Below are 26,222 nucleotides of genomic sequence, written 5' to 3'. Positions count from 1 at the left end.
AAAATCGAGTATTTTTTTAACTCAATGATTTTATAAATTAATTTTCTTTTTAATTAAATTATTTATAGTTGCTATCTATATTCTGTAGCTGACTTTAATGGTTCAGACACTTAAAAAAGTGCACATGAGCGATCTCAGTGCACTTTTGAATTTCTACATTAAAAATTTTTTCTCAAGAAAACAAATATTGATAAACAATATAGGCAGCCAGTTTTGCTGTTCTATTGTCTAAATCAAATTTTGGATTGCACTCAGCAATATCTAAAAGTTTGATTTTTCCAGTCTCTTGAATATGCTTAAAAATTGCTTCAAAAGTGGCTAAATCAATTCCTTTTACAGCTGGTGCGCTTACTCCGGGTGCAACCGCAGCCGCGAAGACATCTAAATCAATCGTAACGTACAAACAGTCTACTTTTTCAATAAAAGCATCAACCGCAGCAAGCACGTTATTCAGGTTAAAAATATTAACTTCATGGTCGCGTAAATATGAACAATTCAACGCATCGGCTGTATCAAACAAAACTTTAGTATTGGCATGGTTAGCGACCCCAATACATAAATAATTAAATTGTTTTTGATGTTGTTCTGAAAGTCGCGCTGCTTGTAAAAAAGGTGTTCCAGAAGTGGCATGCTCTGCTTCACGCAAATCAAAATGGGCATCGAAATTAATAATGCCTATTTTTTTATCTGGCGCGTGGGCTTGTATATATTGGAACAGACCGCTAAAACTGCCAAATGCAACCTCATGTCCACCACCTAGTACAATCGGTTTTAAACCATTTTGTAGGCTATTTGCGACTTGTTCAGCTAACTCACTTTGTGCTTGCTCTAAATTGTCATATTCGCAGGTCACTGTACCCAAATCGACAATACTGACTGGACGATGGATAGGTAAATTGGCAAGCTGATTACGGATTGCATCTGGCGCATCAGCAGCACCGACTCGACCTTTGTTACGTTTCACGCCTTCATCAGAGCTAAAACCAATCAGCGCAAAGTCTGCGTGTTGGGTCTTGTTGATAATATGGTGAATACGTTGGTGTGCTTCACCTTCGCCATCATGGCGGCCTTGCCATTTAAATGTGTGATTCATGGTGATACCGTTTAAAAAATAACTTCTTGTCCATGCTGAATTACTCGCTTAGGTAAATCTCCACCAAGCCAGTAAACAATTTCAGATGGATGCTCAATATCCCAAGCCACAAAGTCAGCGACTTTACCCTGCTCTAAACTGCCGTGCGTTTGCTCTAAACCGAGTGCTTGTGCAGCATGAATGGTGACACCAGCTAATGCTTGCTCAGGCGTTAAACGGAATAACGTACTTCCCATGTTGAGCATTAAACGTAAAGAAAGTGCTGGAGATGTGCCCGGGTTTAAATCACTCGATAGCGCAATACGCACACCATGTTTAATTAGACTTTCAACTGGTGGATATTGTGTTTCACGCAGCAAATAAAAAGCACCCGGCAATAACACAGCAACCGTACCCGACTCTGCCATGGCTTTAACATCATCTTCGGTCATGTACTCTAAATGGTCAGCCGACAAAGCATGATAACGTGCTGCCAAACTTGAACCACCTAGTGATGAGAGCTGCTCGGCATGAAGCTTAACGGGTAAATTTAAAGACTGTGCTGTTTTAAAAACACGTTCAACCTGAGCAGGTGAAAATGCTAAATGCTCACAGAATGCATCAACTGCATCGACTAAACCTTCAGCATGCAGTTTAGGCAACATGTCTGTACAGATATGCTCGATATAAGCATCGCTTTGATCTTTGTACTCTGGCGGTAAAGCATGCGCGGCTAAACAGGTACTTTTTACCGTCATCGGTAAAGCTTCACCAATTTGACGAATGACACGCAGCATTTTGCGCTCATTTTCGTAATTGAGTCCGTAACCAGACTTAATCTCGATGGTGGTTACACCGTCTTGTTGCATACAGCGAATGCGCTTAAGTGCCGAATTTAATAGTTGTTCTTCGCTTGCTTCACGCGTTGCACGCACTGTACTGGCAATACCGCCACCGCTTGCTGCAATTTCAGCATAGCTCACACCTTGCAAGCGTTTTTCAAACTCAACACTACGGTTGCCACCAAATACACTATGCGTATGACAGTCAATAAACCCTGGGGTGACCCAAGCGCCTTTTAAATCAACTGTTTCTGAATATGTGTCGGTAGGAAGTTGTTGTTGTTTTCCAATCCACTGAATGAGATGCCCTTCTGTAACAATTGCAGCATCTTCAATGTAGGAATATTGCCCATTTTGCATGGTCGCAATATGGCAATTTTGCCAGAGTTTTTTCATTAGCCTTTCCTCAAAACTGCCCAATAGTTAAACCATTGGGCAGTTCATTTGTTAGCTTTCTATCTCAACATTTTGATGGATAGGATTACTTTTCTTGCCCAAGTTCTGGTCTGGTTTTACCCATATGCGATAAGCAATAGTTAAGAGTACAAGCCATGTTATACCTACATAAATTGCAGGACGCGAATCAGGGAAATAACCCATCATGACTAAAATGAACACCATAAAACCAATTGCGAACGCAGGTGCATATGGCCAACCCCATACAGGGAAATCAAGTGCTTTAATTTCAGCCATAGATAATTTACGGCGCATTGCCACTTGCGAAAGCAAAATCATGAGCCAAACCCAGACGGTTGCAAAAGTCGCAATTGACGCAATGATCATGAATACATTTTCAGGAATAAGGTAGTTCAGTACCACACCCGTCAATAGCACACCAGCCATCACCACAACAGTCATCCATGGCACACCATTACGTGATAATTTTTGGAAAACTCGAGGTGCTTGACCACGGTTTGCCATGCCATAAAGCATACGGCCTGCGCCGAATACATCACTGTTAATTGCTGAAACAGCTGCTGTAATCACGACAATATTTAAAATATTTGCTGCTGATTTAATGCCTAAATTTTCAAAAATCTGGACAAATGGACTACCTTGGCTACCAATTTGGTTCCATGGGAAAATCGACATCAAAACAAAAATCGTGAGTACATAAAAAAGTAAAATACGAACCGGAACAGCATTAATTGCTTTTGGCAAAGTCGTTTTCGGATCTTGAGACTCACCCGCTGTAATGCCAATAATCTCAATACCACCAAAGGCAAATACCACTACAGATAAACATGCCACCAAACCTGCAATACCATGCGGCATAAAACCGTCATAAATCCATAGGTTTGAAATGCCCGGTACGAAATTGCTATGATCAGCCTGGAAGCCATAGAACATAAGCCCTAAACCACCTAGAATCATGGCAACAATGGCAGTAACTTTGATAATGGATAACCAGAATTCGAGCTCGCCAAAGACTTTAACGTGAATTAAGTTAATAGCGCCTAAAAACATAATTAACGATAAAATCCAGATCCACCGTGGCACATCGGGATACCAGAATCCCATATAAATACCAAAAGCAGTGACATCGGCAAGTGCAACAATCACCATTTCAAACACATAAGTCCAACCTGTGGTAAAACCAGCTAGTGGACTAATGTACTGTGATGCGTAGTGACTAAATGAACCGGATACTGGATTATGGACAGCCATTTCACCCAGTGCGCGCATAACAATATAAATTGCAATCCCTGCAACGATATACGCTAGTAATACTGAAGGCCCAGCCATTTTAATGGCAGTTGCCGAACCATAGAAAAGCCCAGTTCCAATTGCTGAGCCCAATGCCAAGAAACGAATGTGACGGGTGTTCAATCCCCGCTGTAGTGTGGAGTTTTGTGACATTATAATCTCCAATCCTTGAGGATATTTAGTTAGATTCGGCCACTCCATGTGACCGTTTTATTAATCACACTTCAGATAGACTAGGGAGTAGGTTTGGAATAATTAACTCGTTTAGACAACCACTCGAAAGTAATTCACTTGCCTGTTCAATATCAGGAGCAAAGAAACGGTCTTCGCTGTAGTACGGCACTTGAGCGCGCAAGATTTTACGGGCTTGTTCAAGTTTAGGCGAGCTTTTTAGGCCTTCACGGAAATCTAAACCCTGACAAGCGCCTAACCATTCAACAGCTAGAATGCCGCGAACGTTATCGGCCATTGGCCAAAGTCGTTTACCCGCGTTAGGTGCCATCGAAACATGGTCTTCCTGATTCGCTGAAGTCGGTAAACTATCAACACTCGCCGGATGTGCAAGCGCTTTGTTATCACTCGCAAGCGCTGCTGCTGTAACTTGAGCAATCATGAAACCTGAGTTAACACCGCCATTTGCAACCAAGAACGGTGGAAGCTGTGACATGTGGCGGTCCATCATCATCGAAATACGACGTTCTGAAAGTGAACCAATTTCTGCAATTGCCAATGCCAGATTATCTGCTGCCATTGCTACAGGTTCTGCATGGAAGTTACCGCCTGAAATCACATCACCTTCTGCTGCAAAAACAAGAGGGTTATCAGACACTGCGTTTGCTTCAATTGCTAAAACTTCAGCAGCCTGACGGATTTGAGTTAGACATGCACCCATCACCTGTGGCTGACAACGCAATGAATACGGATCTTGAACTTTGCTACAGTCTTCGTGTGAATGTGCAATTTCACTTGATTCTGTTAAAAGGTCACGATAAGCCGCAGCCACATCAATTTGACCACGTTGACCACGTACTTCATGAATACGTGCATCAAACGGTGAACGTGAACCCAGCATTGCTTCAACACTTAAACCACCGCATACAGTTGCAGCAGCAAATAAATCTTCAGCTTCAAACAAACCACGTAAAGCATAAGCGGTCGAAACTTGTGTACCGTTTAGAAGTGCCAAGCCTTCTTTAGCTGCTAAAGAAATTGGCTCTAAGCCTGCAATTTTTAAAGCTTCAACTGCTGGTATCCATTCACCTTTATAACGCGCCTTACTTTCACCCAACAAAATCAATGACATATGTGCAAGTGGTGCCAAGTCACCCGAAGCACCTACTGAGCCTTTAAGAGGAATATGCGGATAAACTTCTGCATTAATTAAAGCCAACAACGCATCAATGACTTTACGGCGAATACCTGAGAAACCACGTGCCAAGCTATTTGCTTTCAATAGAATAATTAAACGAACCATTGCATCATCAAGTGGCTCACCTACACCTGCTGCATGTGAAAGAACCAATGAACGCTGTAATTGTTCTAAATCTTCAGGAGCAATCTTGGTTGAAGCAAGTAAACCAAAACCTGTGTTAATGCCGTAAGCTGTACGCCCTTCATTTACAATCTGTTCTACACAAGCCACGCTTGCGTTAATTGCAGCTGAAGCACTTTCATCTAATTTAACTTTAATCGGGTTGAGGTAAGCTTGACGTAAATCAGCTAAGGTTAATTTTCCCGGTTGGATCAATAATTCCATGTTGGCTTCCTAATTTTTGGCACTATATTCTGCTGAGACGGTGCTTTTCACAATTGCAAAAAGCACCGCTAGTTTTTCCATGTGTTTTTATTGAGTGATCATTGGCAAGTTTAAGCCTTGCTCTTTCGCACAGTTAATCGCAATTTCATAACCTGCATCGGCATGACGCATAACACCTGTTGCAGGGTCATTGGTCAGTACGCGAGCAATACGTGCAGCAGCGTCATCTGTACCATCACACACAATCACAACGCCTGAGTGTTGAGAGAAGCCCATACCTACACCACCACCATGGTGTAGAGATACCCAAGTTGCCCCGCCTGCTGTATTTAACAATGCATTTAATAAAGGCCAGTCTGATACTGCGTCTGATCCGTCTTGCATTGCTTCAGTTTCACGGTTTGGACTCGCAACTGAGCCTGAGTCTAAGTGGTCACGTCCAATCACAACTGGTGCAGATAATTCACCACTACGAACCATTTCGTTAAATGCCAAACCAAGTTTTGCACGTAAGCCTAAACCCACCCAGCAAATACGCGCTGGTAAACCTTGAAAGCTAATGCGTTCACGTGCCATGTCTAACCAGTGATGTAAATGTTCATCATCAGGAATTAACTCTTTAACTTTGGCATCTGTTTTATAAATGTCTTCTGGGTCACCAGAAAGTGCTGCCCAACGGAATGGACCAATACCACGGCAGAACAATGGACGGATATATGCAGGTACGAAGCCAGGGAAATCAAAAGCGTTTTCTACGCCTTCTTCTTTCGCCATTTGACGGATGTTATTACCATAGTCAAATGTTGGAACACCCATTTTTTGGAAATCGAGCATTGCTTGAACATGTTTCGCCATCGACTGTTTTGCAGCTTTTACAACAGCTTCTGGTTCTGTTTTTGCACGTTCACGGTATTCATCCCAAGTCCAACCTACTGGTAAGTAACCATTGAGTGGATCGTGTGCACTTGTTTGGTCTGTCACCATGTCTGGACGTACACCACGGCGCACAAGCTCAGGTAAAATCTCTGCAGCGTTACCATGAAGTGCAATTGAAATGACCTTGCCTTCTTTCGTGTAACGATCAATACGTGCTAAAGCATCATCTAAATCAGTTGCTTGTTCGTCTACATAACGCGTACGTAAACGGAAATCGATACTTGCTTGTTGGCATTCGATGTTTAAAGAACAAGCCCCTGCAAGTGTTGCAGCTAAAGGCTGAGCACCACCCATACCGCCTAAACCAGCAGTAAGCACCCAACGACCATTTAAATCACCATTGTAGTGTTGGCGGCCTGCTTCAACGAAAGTTTCGTAAGTACCCTGCACAATGCCTTGGCTACCAATATAGATCCATGAACCTGCTGTCATTTGACCGTACATTGCTAAAGCTTTTGCATCTAACTCGTTAAAGTGTTCCCAGTTTGCCCAGTGCGGTACAAGGTTTGAGTTTGCAATTAAAACACGTGGTGCATCTTTATGAGTTTTAAACACACCTACTGGTTTGCCTGATTGAACTAATAAAGTTTCATCAGTTTCAAGATTTTTTAAAGTATCTACAATTTTGTCGAAACATTCCCAGTTTCGTGCTGCACGGCCAATACCACCGTATACAACCAACTCTTTCGGGTTTTCTGCAACGTCCGGATCAAGGTTATTCATCAACATACGTAATGGCGCTTCAGTTAACCAACTTTTAGCCGTCAATTCAGTGCCGCGTGGCGCACGAATTTCTACATCACGAAATTTTGTTGTCGTTGTTGTTGTCACAGGCGGACTCCTTCCTTTGAGCTTACATCAGCAGAACATCTCTTGTTTCTGCATTTGTATAGTAATGTATTAACTTGTATATACATCCATATACTACACAAATATTTTAAAACGTGAAGAGGCTTGCTCATATTTTTTTAAAAAACTTAATAAGCCAATGAATTAAAATAATTTATTTTTATATTTTGCATAAAAAAAGCACATATCTTTTCACTAGATATGTGCTTTAAAAAAATAACTTATTTAGTTTTAACGTTGAATTAACTCAATAACATAACAATTTTTTGCCCAATTTTGAGGGAAATGAACTGAGGTAATCGCAGTGGTTTTCTCAATTTTTAGAGTCTCGTGGGCAGCAAGTAAAAAGGCTTTTTCTTCAATCGCTACTTCAGCGACAGAACCACTATTAAAAATAAAAATTAGGTCTGCCGAGCTTAAAAAAGTCTGTGCTTCTGTACCATCTACTCTCTGAAAGCGGGCATGAAATTTTGCAGGATCATAAATTAAATTTAGATCTCGAATTGCACCGTCAACCAGTTCACTATGCACCTGACCTTCACCATGGAAAGCAAAAATATCGCCCAGCTTTAACGACCTAGCAGGCAGATCATCGACATGTAATACGATGCCTTGCCCATCAAGTACAGTAATAATTCGCTGCTTATTTGTGAACAAGGAAAATGGTCCAGAAGTTGTCACATCTGCCATCGAAATTCGCCAATCAAACTCGATTTCACCTTGGCTTCGCGCAATTTCCAAAGTGTAACCCGCACCATTTTTCCAAAGCATTTTTGTATATTGGTCTGCCTTGAGTACTTCAATCATTGCGTAAATTTGCCTTCGAGATAATAACGACTGCCAGGATAAGTCAGACGGGCACTAGAAATGAGTTGCTTATTGGACCATGTACGACGGCGAATGAGTAAACATGGTTCAGTTTTAGTGATTTTTAACCACTTACACTCTTGCGGAGATGCTAAAACGGCTTCAACAATATGCTCGCCTTCTGTCACAGGTGCTTTCGCCATTAAGTATGCATTTGGAGTAATGGTTTTAAAGTCTTGTTCTAAATAATCTGGAATGAGTGCTGCATCAACCAAACGATCTTCGACTTGAACGGGCACATCATTTTCATAATGCACAATAATTGAATGAAACAGCTTTTGCCCTTCACGAGTCTGCATTAATACACTTTGCTCTGCATTTGCATAAATTTGTTCTAAAATTAAAACTTCAGCATGGTGCTTATGGTTACGGGCGATAATCTCTTCAGCAATATTATTAATTTGAAAAAGCGCAGTTCGGCCTTGCCCTTCAGCAACAAAAGAACCAACACCCTGTATACGTACCAATAGACCTTCTGTAGTTAATTCGCGTAGCGCACGGTTTACCGTCATGCGACTACAACCAAGTTGATTGACCAACTCGCTTTCAGAAGGAATTTTTTTATTTACAGCCCAAGATCCTTCATAAATCTTTTGTGAAATCAGCTGTTTTACGCGTTGATATAAAGGAACTGGACTATCAGCTTCAATCGAAAGCTCAGCATGTTCTTGTTTTGATGTTCTGGGCATAACAAATACTCAAAAAGGCAGCAGGCAAAATCATATTTTAGTTGACATGCTATGTATATACAACCACATACAATATGTTAATTAATGAATTAAATAGATTTTAAAAAGTTTAAAAAATAAACATAGGTCAACAAGAGCTAATTTAAAGTTTTATGTAGATAAATTCAAATATATAAAGGTTTTATCAATATTTATTTAATAATTATTTCTGCTATGCCTTTGCCCCATTCAAAGATGAAAAAAGTATGATCCTTTTAGGTTTACGAAATGATGCTAAAAATTTTATTTAAAATAACTGATCGATAGTATTCTTCTGCCACACAGTATATTAATAAACTGGAAGCACATCGAATGCGTAATTATAAAATAGATATTCTTCGAGGAATTTCTATCCTTTTGGTTCTTTTACACCATTTTAATATTCCCTATAAACTTAAAGATACATGGTTAGGTTTTAATTTTTTAGGTGAAGCATTTAGTACCTTAATCGCAAGAAACGGAAATTATGGCGTGACCATGTTTTTTGTGATTTCGGGTTTTTTAATTACCCATCACACTTTAAAAAGAGACAAACAATTCTCCGCAATTAACCTCAAACATTTTTATATCCGACGAGCAGCCCGCATTTTACCGTGTCTGGTTTTACTCATTTTAGGCGTAAGTTTACTTGGGTCATTTGACTTAAAACCCTTTGTAAACCAAGCTCCCAATGGCATTGATGTTTCCTATCCCTTAACCATATTTGCAGCTTTAACTTTCTGGATGAATATCCTGATCATCAAATTCGGTTGGGTAAACTACGCTTTGGGCGTGTTGTGGTCACTCTCTGTAGAAGAAGTTTTCTACTTTGTGTTTCCATTATTGTGCCTACTCACGCGTAGTAATAAGGTATTTATTGCTGTACTTGTTGGGGTGATTTTATACGGACCTTATTTTAGATCTCTACATTTTGGAGAAGAAAGCGGAGCTTATTTATATCATTATTTTTCGAGTTTTGATGGCATAGCCAGTGGTTGTTTAACAGCGATTTTTTCTCATACATATCAACCCAATTGGACTTATAAAAAACCTCTTTCTTGGTTGATTATTTTGAGCATGACCGCTCTATATTTATATGCACCAATTAAAGAAGTTAGTACTTGGGGTATTAGCTTATTTGCTTTTGCCACAGGCTTACTGATTTTGTGTTTCCAACACCCTTCCGCAACGCAAGCACATAGTCTGTTTACAAAAGTTATGGTGTGGTTGGGGCAAAGAAGTTATGAAACTTATTTGTTTCATCTGGTTGTGCTGGGTCTCATGAAAGTTGCTTTTATTCCAGCTCAAACTGACTCTAGCATCAAAATTATGCTTTTAATTGCCTATCTCGTTCTAACTTTCATCATTAGCGCAGTAATTGAAAAATATTATTCCACCCCACTTAACAGCTACATTCGAAAGATTTTCATTAAAGACCAATCATAAAAATAAGCCCCTTTAAAATAGGGGCTTATTTAATTAAGCGATCAACATAGTTTCATCATCTTGCTTAAAAGGGTTAGACCAGCTCTGCCAAGCTTGTGGCCCTAAAGCCATTTCTTCATCACTTAATAAACAACGGTCTAAGCGTTCTATTAAGGCTTGCTCATCCATTTGCATACCAATTAAAACCAACTCCTGACGTGCATCGCCTGTTTGAGCATCCCAAACCTTTTTAATTTGTTCGATGCTGTCTAAGTCACTTGGCCAGTCTTCTTCTGCAACGGCGGCCCACCAATAACCCGCTAAGCCGTGCCGAGCCATCGCACCTGCTTGTGACCATGAATAAGCCAATGTCGGTTGGGCAGCCAACCAGAAAAAGCCTTTGGAACGGACGACTCCCGGCCATTCAGCCTGTACCAAATCATAAAAACGCTCTGGATGGAATGGTCGACGCGCACGGTAAACAAAGCTACTGATTCCATACTCTTCAGTCTCTGGCGTATGCTCACCACGCAATTCTTTTAACCATCCCGGTGCTTGTGCAGCTTCATCAAAATCGAATAACTGTGTATTTAAAATTTTATCTAAACCAATCTTTCCAAATTGAGCAATTTCAATTCGAGCACGCGGGTTTAAGGTTTTTAAAATTGCGGTGAGCTGCTCTTGCTGAGCCTGATCAATCAGGTCAATTTTATTCAGCACAATCACATCACAAAACTCGATCTGATCGATAAGAAGATCCACCACAGTTCGTTCATCTTGTTCGCCTAGTGACTCTCCGCGTTGCTGTAGTGAGTCCAGAGAGCTGTAATCTTTAAGGAAGTTAAAAGCATCAACTACCGTAACCATGGTGTCGAGTCGAGCAAACTCATTTAAAGAATTTCCATTTTCGTCTTCAAAAGTAAAGGTTTCTGCAACAGGCAACGGTTCTGAAATGCCTGTTGACTCAATCACTAATTGGTCAAAGCGTCCTTCATCGGCTAAACGTCTCACCTCAACCAGTAAATCTTCTCGTAACGTACAACAAATACAGCCATTACTCATTTCAACCAGCTTTTCATCTGTTCTTGAGAGTTCTGCCCCACCTTCACGTACTAAAGCCGCATCAATATTCACCTCAGACATATCATTCACAATCACGGCAATACGGCGACCTTCGCGATTATTTAAAATATGGTTAAGTAACGTGGTCTTTCCTGCCCCCAAAAAACCAGATAAAACAGTGACAGGAAGTTTGGCAAATGAGTTGGCGATTGCAGTTCGCATGGCTTGTTCTCTTTGAATAATATTTAAAACTAATCATGACTAACCATTAAAAGATGGCCAGATGGCAGGTGTTTCTACTCTAAACCACATTAATGTTATGTTATAATATAACTATTAAGCAAGTTTTTTATCTCTCCTTCCTTTACACCAGAAAATTAGTCTTTGAAAAAATTACTTTTAAAAGCCCTGACACATTGACGTTTTATAGTGGTGATCAGGCCCCCACGCTCGAAAACCTTGGCTATCAATATGAATTTGTCCCGAGGCATACACCCCCAATCCCATCTTGAGTGCTTGTCCTTTGGTTGCCCAGAACTGACAAATTTTGGTTTTGCTTTGTTGAATATTGAACTGGTCTAAGTCACTCGGCTGTTCTGGCCCAATTCGAAAATCCAGCGCTGCATTAAAGACATGTCGAGAAGCATCCGCACCACCAGCACAGCGGTTTAGAGATAAAGCTCGATAAACCGATGTCACTTCAAAATCGTTTATTACCCCATCGTCAACCAATGCTTTTAAGATGCTGAGTGTCGGAACGATATTGGACCAAATCTCGCGTGGAGGCACTGCATAGGGTTCAACTCCACATTTTTGCCAATCTCGAGCAGAGCGTAATAATTCATGGTCTGGAATTAAAGTAGCAAGGCCATTTTTTTGCAGGAATTGCTTGTAAGCCTGTACAGATTGTCGATGCTCCCCTGTTGCTAACCATGCAATATAATCCTGAGGTTGTGGCTTTATTTTGCCGACTATCTTTGAAGGTTGAGGCAACTTGGACTGCGGTTGAAAAGGAATCGTTGGCTTGGGTGTTTGAGTACTACACGCTGTGAGAGATAATAAAAGTAAACCTAAATAACGCTTCATAAATATGCTCTATCTTCACCAATAATGGGAAAGATGCTCATCATTAAATTCAAGAAATGTTATATTATAACAATAATAAAATCTTTTACTTTCTGTTGCTAAATTTTAAAAATAAAAAAAGGACGTATGAGATACGTCCTTTTATGGTTGAATCAATCTTACAAATCAGCTTCAAGTGCAGGCACAGGTTGCTCTGCTTTCAGCTTACGACGTTTAAATTGATAAGCTACCATTAAACATAGAATCCACCCAGGAATCATCATGACTGCAATACGCATGTCTGGTGTTAAAGACATTACAACTAAAATGCCCAACATAAACACGATGCAAAGATAGTTGCTAAATGGATACATAAAGCTTGGGAACTTTGTAGTTTGACCTTGGCTTTGCGTGTATTTACGGAATTTTAAATGTGTCCATGAGATTACAACCCAGTTAATCACAATGGCTGCAACCACTAGCATCATAAGCAAACCAAATGCTTTTTCAGGGAAAATGTAATTTAACAGCACACATAAAATAGTCACCGCAGCAGAAAGAATCACTGCATTGGTTGGAATACCGCGTTTATTAATATGTGCAAATGCTTTTGGTGCATTACCTTGTTGTGCAAGACCCAATAGCATACGGCTACTGCAATAACTCGTACCGTTATAAACTGAAACCGCAGCAGTCAAAATCACAAAGTTCAGCAATGTTGCAATGCCTTGACTATCTAAAGAAGCAAAGACCATCACAAATGGGCTACCGCCTTCAGCCATCTGATTCCACGGGAATAGCGAGAATAAAACCAAAAGTGTCGCAATATAGAAAATCAAAATACGATAGATAATTTGATTCACAGCTTTAGGTAAGGTTTTGTCCGGATCACGTGCTTCAGCCGCAGTAATACCAAAAAGTTCGATACCACCAAAAGCAAAAATAATGACCGCCATTGCCATCACTAAGCCTTCAACACCAAATGGGAAAAAGCCACCGAGTGCCCAAAGGTTGCTGATACTGGCTTGCGGACCAGCTGTACCAGTTGCTAGTAAATATGAACCAAAACCAATCATTGCCAGAATTGCCAAGATTTTGACAATAGAAAACCAGAATTCCATTTCACCAAAAAACTTAACATGCAGCAAATTAATGCCGTTGATTAAGACAAAGAAGGTTAAAGCAGATGCCCACGTTGGAATTTGCGGCCACCAATATTGGATATAAAGACCAATTGCGCTTAGTTCTGCCATACAAACGAGGACATTCAGTACCCAGTAATTCCATCCAGACATGAACCCAGCAAATGGTCCCCAGTATTTGTAGGCAAAATGACTAAAAGACCCACTTACTGGCTCTTCAACCACCATCTCACCAAGCTGACGCATCATTAAAAAAGCAATAAATCCTGCAATTGCATAGCCAAGGATGACTGATGGACCTGCTAATTTAATCGATTGTGATATACCAAGAAAAAGCCCTGTGCCAATCGCCCCACCCAATGCAATAAGTTGGATGTGCCGATTACTCAAACCGTGTTTCAGGTTTCCTTGCTCTTGTGCTGACATATGATTATTCTCATCCTTGTCACGTAATTTTTTTCCAATAAATTACGTATATCATAAATTAATCAAACTTTCATAGAGATTCATGAAAAAATAATTGCGTGACTTTTCTCATGACCGCGAATGAAAACAGAAAATACAGGAAATGACAATTATTATGAAATGTGTAATTAAATTATGTATTGCGTAATTTGATGAATTCAGTATTATAGAGACATGAAGCAATTGGTTGTGCTCGGTCTATATCAAACTCATAAGACAAAAGATGCTCTCAGCAAAGGTTAAAAACTTATCGAGTAGCTCAGTCCTAGACCGAACTTTTATTTGTATATGACCCGAGATAAAGACAAGGACGCGAAAATGGAACAAAACCTAAATTCTTTTATTGAAGTTTCACCTCAATCAGATTTCACTATTCATAATTTGCCTTATGGTATTTTTAGCAGAACTGCCGAAAGCGAACGCCAAGTCGGTGTAGCTATTGGTGATTGGGTCATTGATCTCGCTGCTCTTGAAAAGCATGGTCTTTTAAAACTTTCAGAACAAGACACCTACTTTAATCAACCGACCCTGAATAAATTTATTGAGTCTGGCAAAGCAAACTGGTCAAAAGTGCGTAAGACACTACAGTCTCTTCTCTCGGCTGATAATTTAACGCTTCAACAAAATGAAGCATTACGTCAGGAAGTATTGGTTAAACAAGACAGCGTTACTTTGCATTTACCAATTCAAGTACCTGGTTATACCGATTTCTATTCTTCTAAAGAACATGCAACCAATGTGGGTTGTATGTTCCGCGACCCAAAAAATGCTTTACTGCCAAACTGGACCGAATTACCTGTCGGTTATAACGGTCGTGCTAGCTCTGTAGTGGTCAGTGGCACTCAAGTTGTACGTCCATCTGGACAAATTAAACTTCCAAATGAAGAGCGCCCAGTTTTTTCTGCAACGCGTAAACTCGATTTTGAACTTGAAACAGCGTTTATTGTGGGTAAACCAACGCAGCTCGGTCAGCCTATCGCTATTGAAGATGCTTGGGATCATATTTTTGGAATGGTATTACTCAATGACTGGTCAGCACGCGATATTCAGCAATGGGAATATGTTCCACTCGGCCCTTTTAACGCTAAAACTTTTGCCAGTTCGATTTCACCTTGGGTCGTGACGCTTGAAGCACTTGAACCATTTAAAGTTGAAGGTCCGAAACAAGACCCGAAGCCAATGGGCTATTTACAAGAAAATATCGCCAACAGTTACGACATTAATTTGAGTGTTGAAATTCAAACGCCGAAATCGACACAAACTGACGTGATCTGTAAAACAAATTTCAAATATATGTATTGGTCTATGTCTCAACAGCTCACCCACCATACCATTGCTGGTTGTAATGTTCAGGTTGGTGACTTAATGGGTTCAGGAACGATTTCAGGTTCTACACCAGATTCTTATGGCAGTTTGCTTGAGCTTACATGGAACACCACCAAGCCTTTAACACTTGCCAACGGTGAAACTCGTGGTTTCTTACAAGATGGCGATACGCTCATCATGAAAGGCCACTGTGAGAAAAATGGAATCCGTGTCGGCTTTGGTGAAGTGAAAAATACAGTTCTTCCTGCATTAACTTTCAATTTTGCAGAAACTTCGGAGCCTGACTATGAAGCTGTATAGTTACTTTCGTAGCTCTGCAGCCTATAGAGTACGGATTGGTCTAAACATTAAAGGTTTAGCTTATGAAACTGTTCCGGTACATCTAGTAAAAAATGAACAGCAAAGCGAAGACTATTTAAAGTTAAACCCTAGTGCTCTGGTCCCGACTTTAATTGACGGCGATTTAACCTTGTCTCAATCGTTAAGTATTTTGGAATATCTGGATGAACAATATCCAGAAACCAAATTACTCCCAAAAGATGTGCAAGAACGTGCCAAAGTCCGTGCTTTTGCACAAGCTATTGCCTGTGATATGCACCCATTAAATAACCTGCGCATTCTGAAATATTTAAAAAATGAGTTAAATGTTTCAGATGAGCAAAAAAATTATTGGTATCAGCACTGGATTCTTGAAGGTTTTCAAAATCTGGAACAGCAACTACAAAATTCGAATGGCCAATTTTGCTTTGGACACGAAGCAACAATTGCCGATTGCTGTCTGATTCCACAGGTTTACAACGCGAAACGCTTCAAGATTGATTTATCTGCGTTTCCAAAAATTGAATCGATTTATCACCATTGTTTGTCTATCCCAGCCTTCTATAACGCGGCGCCAGAACAACAACCAGATTGGGAATAGTAAAAAGGAGTTTTAACATGACATTTGCCATTAAAAAAATACATCACGTTGCATATCGTTGTAAGGATGCGAAAGAGACCGTTGAGTGGTATAAAAAAATGCTCAACATGGACTTCATTTTAGCTTTTGCTGAAGACCATGTACCTTCAACTAAAGCTTTTGACCCATATATGCATTTATTCTTAGATGCAGGTCAAGGCAACGTTTTGGCATTTTTTGAATTGCCGACTCAACCAGAAATGGGCCGAGACGAAAATACGCCTCAATGGGTACAGCATATTGCTTTTGAAGTCGAAGATATAAATGCGCTGATGGCTGCGAAGCAACATTTAGAAGAAAATGGTGTGAAAGTTTTAGGTGTAACCAATCACGGTATTTTCCACTCAATTTACTTCTTTGACCCAAATGGCCACCGTTTAGAACTTACCTATAACGATGTGCGCGCTGAAGAAAAAATTGCAAAAATTACTGAAGAAATGAAAGCAGAAATGCTGGAGGAATGGAGCAAAACTAAACGCGCTCCTCACCACACACATTTCTTGCATGAAGAAGAGTTAGGAACCTAATTTTAAAAGATCGATCTAAAAAGTCGGCATTGATTAGAATTGTTTGAATGAACTGTTCTGTATCAATGCCGATTTATATTATTTAAAGCTGCTAAATTTCTAGAAAATCGCGCTATAAATGAGAGCATGGTGATTTTAGAAAATTGTTGATTATTAAACATGCCAATTTCGCTAATAGAAAAAGGTGATTTCTATTTCTCACTAGGCTCAGGCATGATGTAAAACGCACCAATTTCAATTTATGTTTTGAACATCACTGTTTAACAACTGAAGTAACTTTATTAAGGGTATTTAAATGATTGAAGAAAAAGTATCTGGGGGGGTTCAATCACTTGAAGTCGGTTTATCTGTACTAAATGCCCTTTTAGAGCACAATCAACCTATTATTCTCAAAGATCTATCTAGCAAGCTAGAAATGCATCCTGCCAAAGTACACCGCTATCTGGTCAGCCTTATTCGCATGGAATATGCAAAACAGCTTGATGATGGTCAATATGCTTTAGGCGATCAGGCATGGCGCTTAGGTCTAAACTGTGTTCAGCATAGCGACACACTACAGCTAGTACAGCATTTAATTTACGACCTACAAAACAAAATTGGTTGCGGCATACAAATCAGTAAATGGTCGCCGAAAGGCCCTGTAGTTGTTCAATCGATTGAATCAAACCACCCTATTTCGATTGTCACTAAAGTCGGCTCAATTATGCCTTTAGTCAATTCTGCTGCTGGACGTTTATTTGCTTCTTATCTTCCAGAGCATTTTGTTCGTCCATTAATGGAAGCAGAATGGCAAAAGCATCAAGAACTTGGTCTGCACATTGCCCCACAAAACTGGCAAGCATTTACAGAGCTTAAAGAAACCATTCGCCAGCAAGAAATGTCGGCAGCGAAAGGTGATTTACTAACAGGAATTAATGCTATTGGTTTACCTGTATTTAATTCAAATCAGAGCATCGAGTTTTGTATTGTCGCACTGGATAGCGAAATGTTTTTACCAGTCGACCCTCACAGTAAAACGATTGAAATCTTAAAAAGTGAAGTGAAGCTCATCAATCAATATATTAAAAGTCGCTAATTAACAGCCATAAAAAAACCAAGAAATCAAACTCTTGGTTTTTTTAGATCAGAAACAAAGCTCAGCTTATTTAGTTTCTAGAACACCACGGCGAATCTGGTCACGTTCAATTGACTCAAATAATGCCTTGAAGTTACCTTCACCAAAGCCATCATCATCTTTACGTTGAATAAATTCGAAGAAGACTGGACCAATCATGTTTTCAGAGAAAATTTGCAATAACAGTTTCTTCTGACCATCTTTAGTATTGCCGTCTAGCAAAATACCACGCTGTTTTAACTCTTCAGTCGGCTCACCATGCTCAGGTAAACGCTCTGGTAGCATTTCATAATAAGTATTTGGCGGTGGTGTCATAAATTTCAGACCGAGGCCTTTTAACTTATCCCAAGTCGAAATTAAGTCATCACAAATAAACGCGATATGTTGAATACCTTCGCCATTAAAATCAGACAGGAACTCTGCAATTTGGCCGTTTCCTTTGTCCGAATCTTCGTTTAATGGAATACGGATCATGCCATCTGGCGCTGTTAATGCTTTAGACGTTAAGCCTGTATATTCGCCTTTAATATCAAAGTAACGAATTTCTTGGAAGTTAAAGATTTTTTCATAGAAGTTTGCCCAATACTCCATACGGCCTTTGTAGACGTTATGAGTTAAATGGTCAATTTCATTTAAGCCTGCACCCACTGGATGTCTTTGAGCATCATCAAAGAAAACAAAGTCGTTTTCATAAATATCGCGGTCAACTAAAAAGATTGGCATGCCACCAATACCTTTAATTGCCGGAATGTTGAGCTCCATTGGCCCAACTTTTGAATACATCGGTTCAGCACCAAGCTCTACTGCTTTCTGGAAAGCTTTTGCTGCATCACGTGTTTTAAAGCCCATCGCACAAGCCGATGGACCATGTTCATTAAAGAAGAATGAAGCATAAGATTCTGGCTGATAATTCAGGATAATATTGATATTTCCTTGACGCCATAAGTACGCTTCTTTCGATTTATGCTTGGCTACTTTTGAAAAGCCGATTGTTTCAAAAACTGGATCTAATTCATTTTCTTTTGAAACAAACTCAATAAATGCAAAACCGCATAATTCTAATGGGTTCTCTAAAATATCCATCTAGTTTCCCTCTGGTGATTACCTGTTCCGTTTATCTCTATTGCTGATCAATTCAGCTCCTTTCTCTATAGAATACGTATTTATTGGGTAGGTCTTGAACCGTCAAAATGCCTTAACCCAACGCATCCTATGAGAAAAAAACGAATCACTAAAACGAAGATATGATGAGCGTGAAGCTTTTGATGATTAATTCCCGTTCCATTTGGTGTTTGTTTTCCATACACACTGTCCTTTCTTATCTAAAAGTACGATTGAGATTTTTCACTAAACCCTTAAAAATCGTCTTTTCCTAAAAATCATTTATAGATTTATGGAGACCAACATCCTTGTTGGATCTCCAATGGCCATTTACCTTAAAACAGATGCTACTAAAAACAATTAAATTATGCAATACATAACTTAATTATGAATTGCATAATTTTAGTAATCTTTTAATTTGTCTGTTTTTAAAATGAATTGTCATATTCCATATTCTGTTTATGATTCTTAATCTTCAAAAATCTCACCTGCTTTGAGTTTGGAAAACTATGCTTTTAGTCAGCGCATGTTTAATTGGCGAACCTGTTCGTTATGACGGTAAATCTTGCCTAAATATTTTACTTAAGCAGCTGTTACTCAATAAAAAAGCTCATGCACTTTGTCCAGAATTATTAGGTGGTTTTACCACTCCGCGCTTACCCGCAGAAATTGTGGGAGGTACAGGACAAGATGTACTAGATGGCAAAGCAAAAATTACCGATTCATCTGGTTTAGATGTAACAGATTTATATTTAAAAGGTGCTTACCGCACTCTAGAAATTGCACAGCACATAAAAGCAAGCTGTGTCGTCTTAAAAGAAAATAGTCCGTCTTGTGGTAGTCAAAAAATTTATAATGGCACTTTTCAAGGAGAGAAAATTACAGGAGTTGGGATTACCACGGCACTGTTGCAGCGCCATGGTTTTGAGGTTATTTCTGAAAACGAGATTGAAGATTGGTTAGCAGAACATCCGCTTTAAGGTTGTGTTGATCTACTCGATCAAAACCCTCTTAATTGCTTTCTAAAATGAAAACAGAGGGCACTCAATAGACAAGCCACTAAATAACTTATGGCTGCCATCCACCAGAAACCATAAATTCCCATCGCAGAAATCGAGATATTCTGCCAATGCAGTCCCTTATAGGCCATCCACCAACCACCGCCTAATCCGAAAAATAGCACCACGACCAAGAAAATTAACATCGGTAAAATCGAAACATCCCAACAACGTAGCAAAGAGGTTAATAACGTCATTAAGCCATCTAGAAAGTGAGACATACAGACAATCAACAACAAGGATGCAGCCAAAATCTGTACGGCCAAATCATCTGAATAGAACGTAACAATTAAGTCCCGCTCTAACCATAAGCACAGGGACAGACTGCCACTCACCGCCATAATCACCCATATACTTTGTCTGGCAATTTTATTTGCTTCTTCCATGTTCCCGCTGCCCATAGATCGTGACACTAGAATGCTATAAGCCGAGGCAATTGATGAAGGGATAATAAACATGAACCCGCTGGCTTGCGACAATTTGATGGGCTGCTGACACCACGCTTCCAAAAGGCAAAATCAGAATAGCAACCGAACAAAATGCAACGACATCCATCAACGCTAAGATCGCGGTCGGTATCCCTATTTTTAAAATCATCCGCAGACTCTGTCGGCTATCTTCAACCGAACGTTCGGGATGCTTAATAAAGATGTAGCTTTTCTCTAGAAAAAATAAGTAATAAACAGCCAACATAAACCACCGTACAATGAGAGTGGCTAACAAAGCCCCTATCGCACCAAGTGGCGGAATTGAAAATAAAGCGACACCATAAATTAAAAGATAGGACAAAATAATTTTAAGAATGAAGAAAATGCTATCTGATAGTAAAACCTTATGCGCATTTTCAGTGACCTGAGACAAAGCGGTAAATAAACGCATCAGTAAATGCGCAGGTAAAATAAATACCAAAGCCCAAATACAGTTTTTAGTAATTGAAATGACATGTTCAGATGCACCAAACAATTTTGGTAAATCACGGAACAAGTAAAGCAAGCCAATACTAATCAATGCCGAACATAACATCAGCCAGATGCCTTGAATAAAAATCTGACGAATGCGTGGTATGTCGTGGCAACCATAAGCTTCCGAGAGCTTGAGCATCACACCTTGCAGAATACCCATCCCAATGACATAAATCACTGTATATAAAGATAAGGTTACCGATAATGCGGCGACATGGTCATTGCTAAAATGCCCTACATAAGCAATATCAATCAACCCACTTAAAACTAGAATTAAATTGCTTGAGAGCATGGGAATAAATAATTTAAAAATCTGATTCATCTAGGAAATACCTTATTTTTCTTTGCGATTTATACTCATATTCACGTTATTTTTAGTGCATCAATCCAAAGCAAAAGACATACCAGTTCTACCTTTAGCTCCAATAAAATTGTTTTAAATGAAAAGGCCAAACTATTCGTTTGGCCTTCTTTTGTAATGTATGCTGTTTATACAGTTATTCTTGTTTGTGTTTACTCGCCCAATAAGTCGCAAGTGCCGGCCCAGAAATATTGTGCCAAAGGCTGAAAATCGCACTTGGTACTGCTGTAATCGGGGAAGCCGCAAAATGTACCGCTGCAAGAGCAACACCTAAGCCTGAGTTTTGCATTCCCACCTCAACAGCAATTGCTTTGCTATCGGCATAAGGTAATTTAAAGAATCGTGCTGCTGCAAAACCTAATAAATATCCAAGCCCATTATGTAAGATCACTACGGCTAAAATGAGTAAACCCGACTGTAGAATAGCCGCTTTGCTCCCACCAATAATGGCTGCCACAATGGCCACAATTGCAATCACTGAAACTAAAGGCATGACTTGAATATAGGACTCGACCTGACGTTTTAGCCATGTTCTTAAAATTAGACCAACTACAATAGGAAGCAGTACTACTTGTAAAATTGAAACGAACATGGAAGCTGCATCAATTTTTAACCACTGACTAGCAAGCAAATAGAAAATAGCAGGTGTTAACACGGGAGCTAAAAGAGTTGAAACTGAAGTGCAGGCCACCGATAAAGCCACATTGCCTTTAGCCATATAGGTAATCACGTTTGAAGCCGTTCCACCGGGGCAACACCCCACTAAAATCACACCAACCGCGATTTCAGGGGGTAGTTGAAATAATTTACATAAGACAAATGCTAAACCCGGCATGACCACAAACTGCGCAACCACCCCAATCAATACCGCTTTAGGACTTTGTAGCACACCTTTAAAGTCGTCTACGGTCATGGTCATTCCCATGCCAAGCATAATAATGCCCAGAATCCATGGAATATAAGCTTTTAGCCAGACAAAAAATTCAGGCTGCCATAGCGCCAATGCTGCAAAAACAATCACCCATAGGGCAAAAGTTTTTTGAATAAATTGGGTAAAGCGCAGTAATGCTGACATACTTTCGTTCCCTAAAAATTAAAATACTAGAGCAATAGACTTAGCGCTCACTCAACAGATCCGTAGACTGAATACGGACAACACCTTGTTGCTGCATGGTTTGCCATGCCTGTTCTAACGAACCATTTAAATCAATACCTTTACAAGCATCTTCAACCACTAAAGTTTTAAAACCTTGTTTAATTGCATCTATAGCAGTCCATGCCACACAAAAGTCGGTCGCAATTCCAACCACATACACCGTATCAATGCCACGCTCTTTTAAGTAACCCGTTAAGCCAGTCATTGTGGACTGATCTGCTTCCATAAAAGCCGAATAACTATCAATATCGGCATGAAAGCCTTTTCGAATAATGAGCTGAGCTTTCGGAATATTTAAATCAGGATGGAAATCGGCATCTTTAGTGCCTTGTACACAATGCTTAGGCCAAAGCACCTGCGGTCCATAGGTGAGTTCAATAGTTTCAAATGGCTGCTTGCCCGAATGATTTTGTGCAAAAGATATATGATTATCTGGGTGCCAGTCTTGTGTCAGAACAACATTTTCAAAACAATCAGCAAGTTGGTTAATCGTTGGAATAATTGTGTCGGCGTCAGCAACTGCTAAATTTCCACCCGGTGTAAAACCATTTTGTACATCAACTACGATTAAAGCCGCATTTTGTGGTTGTTTATTCATTTTCATGTCATCTTCAATCCCAACAGGGAAAATTGCATTCTATCTTGCCATAAAAAAAGCCGATATTAAGTAAGGCTCAGTTGAATCAAGCTGTATTGTTATATTTACGAACCCTTCTCACCCCTGCAATACGAATACATCCTATCTTTTCCTCAAGTTTACATAGCGATTATCCGTTAGGCGTATTGTTCTTATGCGTCTGATCAGTCATAATTTGCATAATTGTCATTCAACAATCTGTTATTGTTAGAACTGGACAATCAAAATACTGCAACCATCCCACATTTTGTTTTTCTTACCTCAGATTCGGATGGATAAATAGGATATTTTTAAAAATGACTCAGCAAGCACAGACCATTCAAGGCTCAATCGTCGCAATCGTCACACCAATGTTGAAAGATGGTGGTGTAGATTGGAAGGGTCTTGAGAAGCTGGTTGAGTGGCACATAGAACAAGGTACAAACAGTATTGTAGCCGTCGGTACTACCGGCGAAGCCTCAACATTGAGCATGGAAGAGCACACACAGGTTATTAAAGAAATTATTCGTGTAGCCAATAAACGTATTCCAATTATTGCCGGTACTGGTGCAAACTCAACCCGTGAAGCAATCGAATTAACTAAAGCTGCTAAAGATCTTGGCGCAGATGCAGCCTTACTTGTTACGCCATATTATAATAAGCCAACTCAAGAAGGCCTCTACCAACACTATAAAGCGATTGCTGAAGCCGTAGAATTACCACTTATTCTTTATAACGTACCTGGCCGTACGGGTGTAGATCTTGCAAACGATACAGCTGTACGTTTAGCAGAGATCCCTAATATTGTCGGTATTAAAGACGCAACAGGTGACGTACCTCGTGGTAAAGCTTTAATTGACGCTTTAGAGGGCAAGATGGCTGTGTATTCAGGTGATGATGAAACTGCATGGGAACTTATGCTTCTTGGTGCAGACGGCAATATCTCTGTTACAGCAAATGTTGCACCTAAAGCCATGAGCGAAGTATGTGCTGTTGCGATTGCCAAAGATGAACAACAAGCGAAGACGATTAACAATAAGATTGCAAATTTACACAATATTCTATTTTGCGAATCAAACCCAATTCCTGTGAAATGGGCACTACATGAGATGGGACTGATTGATACTGGTATTCGTTTACCACTCACTCCTCTCGCTGAGCAATATCGCGAACCTCTCCGCAATGCCCTAAACGATGCGGGAATTATTTAATAAGAGCAATTTATGATGCAATTACGTCTTGGTTTAGTCCTTGCAGTTTCAGCCTTGAGTTTAACTGGTTGTGGTCGCTTCGCAATTAATAATCACTCTTTAGATTATAAAAATGCCAAGCAACTTGCCCCGCTTGAGTATCCTGCCGATGCAACTGTACGACCAGCGACACCTTTGTATCCTGCCCCAACTGTAGACCAGCTCGCTATCGAGCATGCGCCGAAGTTTGAAAACCAGCGTGGTAACCGTTTTGCATTGCCACGTCCTGAACAAACACAAGGTAACAACGCAACAGCAGATGCATCTGCTCAAACGACGACTGCACTTGGACGCCCTCAGCTTGTGACCGACGGTAATAAAAACCCATTGTTAAAAATTGATGGGAATACGACCGAGATCTGGCAATATGCCAAAGCGACATTAAGTACTTTAAATTACAACATCATCGCCCAAGGCAGCAATCAGGCGACGATTAAAGTAAATGACAATACTTATGTGCTTAAGCTGACTGGTGTTGGTTCTAGTCATACTCTTGCTCTATTTAATGTAGACAACACTTTTGCAAGTCCAGATGTGGCTGCTGAAGTGTTAAACCAGATTTACCAAAATTGGCCAGCCTAGTCGTTTACTAGGCATTTTTTTTAAAAAGGTTCCCTCATGTTAAAACAAACCTTGCTCTATACTGGTAAAGCAAAATCTGTATATGAAACAGACAATGCCGACCATCTGATTTTAGTCTTTCGTGATGATGCCTCTGCGTTCAACGGCGAAAAAATCGAACAGCTAGATCGTAAAGGCAAGGTGAACAACCTTTTTAACGCCTTCATTATGGAAAAACTTGCTGCTGCGGGTATTGAAACGCATTTTGAAAAATTGCTTTCTCCAACTGAAGTGCTTGTTAAAAAACTTCAAATGATTCCTGTTGAATGCGTAATTCGTAACTACGCAGCTGGTTCTCTATGCCGTCGTTTAGGTGTAGAAGAAGGTAAAGAGTTAACTCCTCCTACATTTGAATTGTTCTATAAAGATGACGGTCTAGGCGACCCAATGGTTAACGAATCTCAAGCGATTGCTTTAGGTTGGGCGACTGCTGAACAATTAGAGCAAATGAAAGTGTTAACTTACCAAGTAAACGATGTCTTAAAAGCATTATTTGCTGAAGGCAACATGATTTTGGTGGACTTCAAGCTTGAATTCGGTGTTTTCCATGACCGTATCGTGCTTGGTGATGAGTTCTCTCCAGACGGCTGCCGTCTATGGGATAAAGACTCTAAGAAGAAACTCGACAAAGACCGTTTCCGTCAAGGTTTAGGCGGTGTTGTTGAAGCTTATGAAGAAGTTGCTGCTCGTTTAGGTGTAGATTTATCTGACATCTAATCAGTCAAACTTCATGAAAAACCGGGTCTTAGCCCGGTTTTTTTACATTAAGTACTTTAGAAAATAAATAATGTAGACAGATTTGTCTATTAAAATAAATTAGCACTTGCACAAACCTAAATTTAAACACTAAAATCTAAAAAAACATTAAGTACTTCACAATAATTAAATTTAAAACTAGGGTAGACCTATGGAAATATCTAAGCTTGAAAAGAGATTAATGAATCATCCAATCCACTTTGGTGAAAATCCGTTGGTGTTATTAACTAACTTTAGCAGCTCAGCCTTAAAACAAGGCTGGACTCAGGCAGAAGTTGAATCAGTAATTTCCAAGGCTTCTCAAGGCGATTATATGGCGCTTATTCGTACCTTAAGAACCTACACCTTTAGCTAGTATGGCTGCATAATTTGCTGCAAGCGTCCACCTTCCACCTCATGCTTATTTCTTACAGACTCATAGCTTCCCTTTAATTCAGGCAGTAAATCGTCTTGTAGCCCAAAGTGCTCTCAATCTTCCTTTGTATCTGGGTTGATTGCTTGTTCATGCATTATTTTTGCTT

General features: G+C 39.9%; 23 protein-coding genes and 1 pseudogene. 10 read left to right on the top strand and 14 right to left on the bottom strand.

The window, feature by feature from the left end; all coding sequences use genetic code 11:
* Positions 1–172: 172 nt before the first annotated feature.
* From hutG to hutC, 7 genes are all read right to left on the bottom strand, one after another.
* Positions 173–1,093: a formimidoylglutamase gene (gene hutG / locus MKL38_RS10485; RefSeq protein WP_270903224.1), complete on the bottom strand. Its 921-nt coding sequence runs from the start codon at positions 1,091–1,093 to the stop codon at positions 173–175.
* An 11-nt stretch (positions 1,094–1,104) separates the two neighbouring features.
* Positions 1,105–2,310, bottom strand: a complete 1,206-nt coding sequence (hutI, locus tag MKL38_RS10480) for an imidazolonepropionase (protein ID WP_270903223.1) — start codon at positions 2,308–2,310, stop codon at positions 1,105–1,107.
* 51 nt (positions 2,311–2,361) lie between these two features.
* Entirely contained in the window at positions 2,362–3,774 is a 1,413-nt protein-coding gene (locus MKL38_RS10475) for an amino acid permease (protein WP_116762888.1), read from the bottom strand.
* 64 nt (positions 3,775–3,838) lie between these two features.
* A complete protein-coding gene (gene hutH / locus MKL38_RS10470) occupies positions 3,839–5,377 on the bottom strand; it encodes a histidine ammonia-lyase (RefSeq protein WP_199989207.1) in 1,539 nt (512 codons plus the stop codon).
* A gap of 87 nt (positions 5,378–5,464) precedes the next feature.
* Complete coding sequence (gene hutU / locus MKL38_RS10465) at positions 5,465–7,144, bottom strand: urocanate hydratase (RefSeq protein ID WP_004640122.1); 1,680 nt, start codon at positions 7,142–7,144, stop codon at positions 5,465–5,467.
* A gap of 249 nt (positions 7,145–7,393) precedes the next feature.
* The gene (locus MKL38_RS10460) at positions 7,394–7,969 is read right to left on the bottom strand and encodes a HutD/Ves family protein (protein ID WP_270903222.1); all 576 of its coding nucleotides are present in this window, start codon (positions 7,967–7,969) and stop codon (positions 7,394–7,396) included.
* On the bottom strand, positions 7,966–8,718 hold the full coding sequence (gene hutC / locus MKL38_RS10455; RefSeq protein ID WP_003654221.1) for a histidine utilization repressor: 753 nt from the start codon (positions 8,716–8,718) through the stop codon (positions 7,966–7,968). The genes MKL38_RS10460 and hutC overlap by 4 nt, the downstream gene beginning before the upstream one ends.
* A 351-nt stretch (positions 8,719–9,069) precedes the next feature.
* Here hutC and MKL38_RS10450 point away from each other — a divergent pair, with 351 nt between their 5' ends.
* Positions 9,070–10,182, top strand: coding sequence for an acyltransferase family protein (locus MKL38_RS10450; protein WP_270903221.1), 1,113 nt, complete (start codon positions 9,070–9,072; stop codon positions 10,180–10,182).
* Positions 10,183–10,215: 33 nt separating this feature from the next.
* Here MKL38_RS10450 and zigA read toward each other — a convergent pair whose 3' ends face one another.
* The 3 genes from zigA to MKL38_RS10435 form a co-directional block, all read right to left on the bottom strand.
* On the bottom strand, positions 10,216–11,445 hold the full coding sequence (gene zigA / locus MKL38_RS10445; RefSeq protein WP_270903220.1) for a zinc metallochaperone GTPase ZigA: 1,230 nt from the start codon (positions 11,443–11,445) through the stop codon (positions 10,216–10,218).
* A 177-nt stretch (positions 11,446–11,622) separates the two neighbouring features.
* The gene (zrlA, locus tag MKL38_RS10440; RefSeq protein ID WP_270903219.1) at positions 11,623–12,309 is read right to left on the bottom strand and encodes a D-Ala-D-Ala carboxypeptidase ZrlA; all 687 of its coding nucleotides are present in this window, start codon (positions 12,307–12,309) and stop codon (positions 11,623–11,625) included.
* Between the two features lie 158 nt (positions 12,310–12,467).
* The gene (locus MKL38_RS10435; RefSeq protein ID WP_004640132.1) at positions 12,468–13,856 is read right to left on the bottom strand and encodes an amino acid permease; all 1,389 of its coding nucleotides are present in this window, start codon (positions 13,854–13,856) and stop codon (positions 12,468–12,470) included.
* Between the two features lie 357 nt (positions 13,857–14,213).
* Here MKL38_RS10435 and fahA point away from each other — a divergent pair, with 357 nt between their 5' ends.
* The 4 genes from fahA (at position 14,214) to MKL38_RS10415 (ending at position 17,781) form a co-directional block, all read left to right on the top strand.
* A complete protein-coding gene (gene fahA / locus MKL38_RS10430) occupies positions 14,214–15,521 on the top strand; it encodes a fumarylacetoacetase (protein WP_270903218.1) in 1,308 nt (435 codons plus the stop codon).
* Positions 15,508–16,140 (top strand): maleylacetoacetate isomerase, encoded by a 633-nt coding sequence (gene maiA, locus MKL38_RS10425; RefSeq protein ID WP_270903217.1) that lies wholly within the window; start codon positions 15,508–15,510, stop codon positions 16,138–16,140. Before fahA ends, maiA begins: the two co-directional genes overlap by 14 nt.
* A gap of 17 nt (positions 16,141–16,157) precedes the next feature.
* Complete coding sequence (locus MKL38_RS10420; protein WP_270903216.1) at positions 16,158–16,706, top strand: VOC family protein; 549 nt, start codon at positions 16,158–16,160, stop codon at positions 16,704–16,706.
* Positions 16,707–17,001: 295 nt separating this feature from the next.
* Positions 17,002–17,781 carry an IclR family transcriptional regulator gene (locus MKL38_RS10415; RefSeq protein WP_270903215.1) on the top strand — a complete coding sequence of 260 codons (780 nt, stop codon included), beginning with the start codon at positions 17,002–17,004 and terminating at the stop codon, positions 17,779–17,781.
* A gap of 66 nt (positions 17,782–17,847) precedes the next feature.
* Here MKL38_RS10415 and hppD read toward each other — a convergent pair whose 3' ends face one another.
* The gene (hppD, locus tag MKL38_RS10410) at positions 17,848–18,903 is read right to left on the bottom strand and encodes a 4-hydroxyphenylpyruvate dioxygenase (protein ID WP_017388898.1); all 1,056 of its coding nucleotides are present in this window, start codon (positions 18,901–18,903) and stop codon (positions 17,848–17,850) included.
* Positions 18,904–19,430: 527 nt separating this feature from the next.
* Here hppD and MKL38_RS10405 point away from each other — a divergent pair.
* Complete coding sequence (locus MKL38_RS10405) at positions 19,431–19,901, top strand: DUF523 domain-containing protein (RefSeq protein ID WP_270903214.1); 471 nt, start codon at positions 19,431–19,433, stop codon at positions 19,899–19,901.
* A 20-nt stretch (positions 19,902–19,921) separates the two neighbouring features.
* Here MKL38_RS10405 and MKL38_RS10400 read toward each other — a convergent pair.
* The 3 genes and pseudogenes from MKL38_RS10400 to pncA form a co-directional block, all read right to left on the bottom strand.
* Positions 19,922–21,263, bottom strand: a pseudogene (locus MKL38_RS10400) (MATE family efflux transporter).
* Between the two features lie 175 nt (positions 21,264–21,438).
* Positions 21,439–22,377 (bottom strand): bile acid:sodium symporter family protein, encoded by a 939-nt coding sequence (locus MKL38_RS10395; protein ID WP_005037860.1) that lies wholly within the window; start codon positions 22,375–22,377, stop codon positions 21,439–21,441.
* A 40-nt stretch (positions 22,378–22,417) separates the two neighbouring features.
* Positions 22,418–23,062 carry a bifunctional nicotinamidase/pyrazinamidase gene (gene pncA / locus MKL38_RS10390; protein ID WP_270903213.1) on the bottom strand — a complete coding sequence of 215 codons (645 nt, stop codon included), beginning with the start codon at positions 23,060–23,062 and terminating at the stop codon, positions 22,418–22,420.
* Positions 23,063–23,391: 329 nt separating this feature from the next.
* Here pncA and dapA point away from each other — a divergent pair, with 329 nt between their 5' ends.
* The 4 genes from dapA to MKL38_RS10370 all read left to right on the top strand — a co-directional run bounded on the left by dapA (position 23,392) and on the right by MKL38_RS10370 (position 26,056).
* On the top strand, positions 23,392–24,285 hold the full coding sequence (gene dapA / locus MKL38_RS10385; RefSeq protein ID WP_270903212.1) for a 4-hydroxy-tetrahydrodipicolinate synthase: 894 nt from the start codon (positions 23,392–23,394) through the stop codon (positions 24,283–24,285).
* A gap of 15 nt (positions 24,286–24,300) precedes the next feature.
* Positions 24,301–24,906 (top strand): lipoprotein-34 precursor (NlpB), encoded by a 606-nt coding sequence (locus MKL38_RS10380; RefSeq protein ID WP_270903416.1) that lies wholly within the window; start codon positions 24,301–24,303, stop codon positions 24,904–24,906.
* Positions 24,907–24,942: 36 nt separating this feature from the next.
* Positions 24,943–25,662 (top strand): phosphoribosylaminoimidazolesuccinocarboxamide synthase, encoded by a 720-nt coding sequence (gene purC / locus MKL38_RS10375; protein ID WP_003654255.1) that lies wholly within the window; start codon positions 24,943–24,945, stop codon positions 25,660–25,662.
* 190 nt (positions 25,663–25,852) lie between these two features.
* The gene (locus tag MKL38_RS10370) at positions 25,853–26,056 is read left to right on the top strand and encodes a hypothetical protein (protein ID WP_270903211.1); all 204 of its coding nucleotides are present in this window, start codon (positions 25,853–25,855) and stop codon (positions 26,054–26,056) included.
* The last annotated feature ends 166 nt before the right edge of the window (positions 26,057–26,222 follow it).

It is taken from the genome of Acinetobacter sp. AOR14_HL (assembly GCF_027855175.1).
Lineage (GTDB): Bacteria > Pseudomonadota > Gammaproteobacteria > Pseudomonadales > Moraxellaceae > Acinetobacter > Acinetobacter calcoaceticus.
The sequence above is the reverse complement of the archived record's forward strand: the minus strand, read 5'-3'. Positions and strand labels throughout refer to the sequence as shown.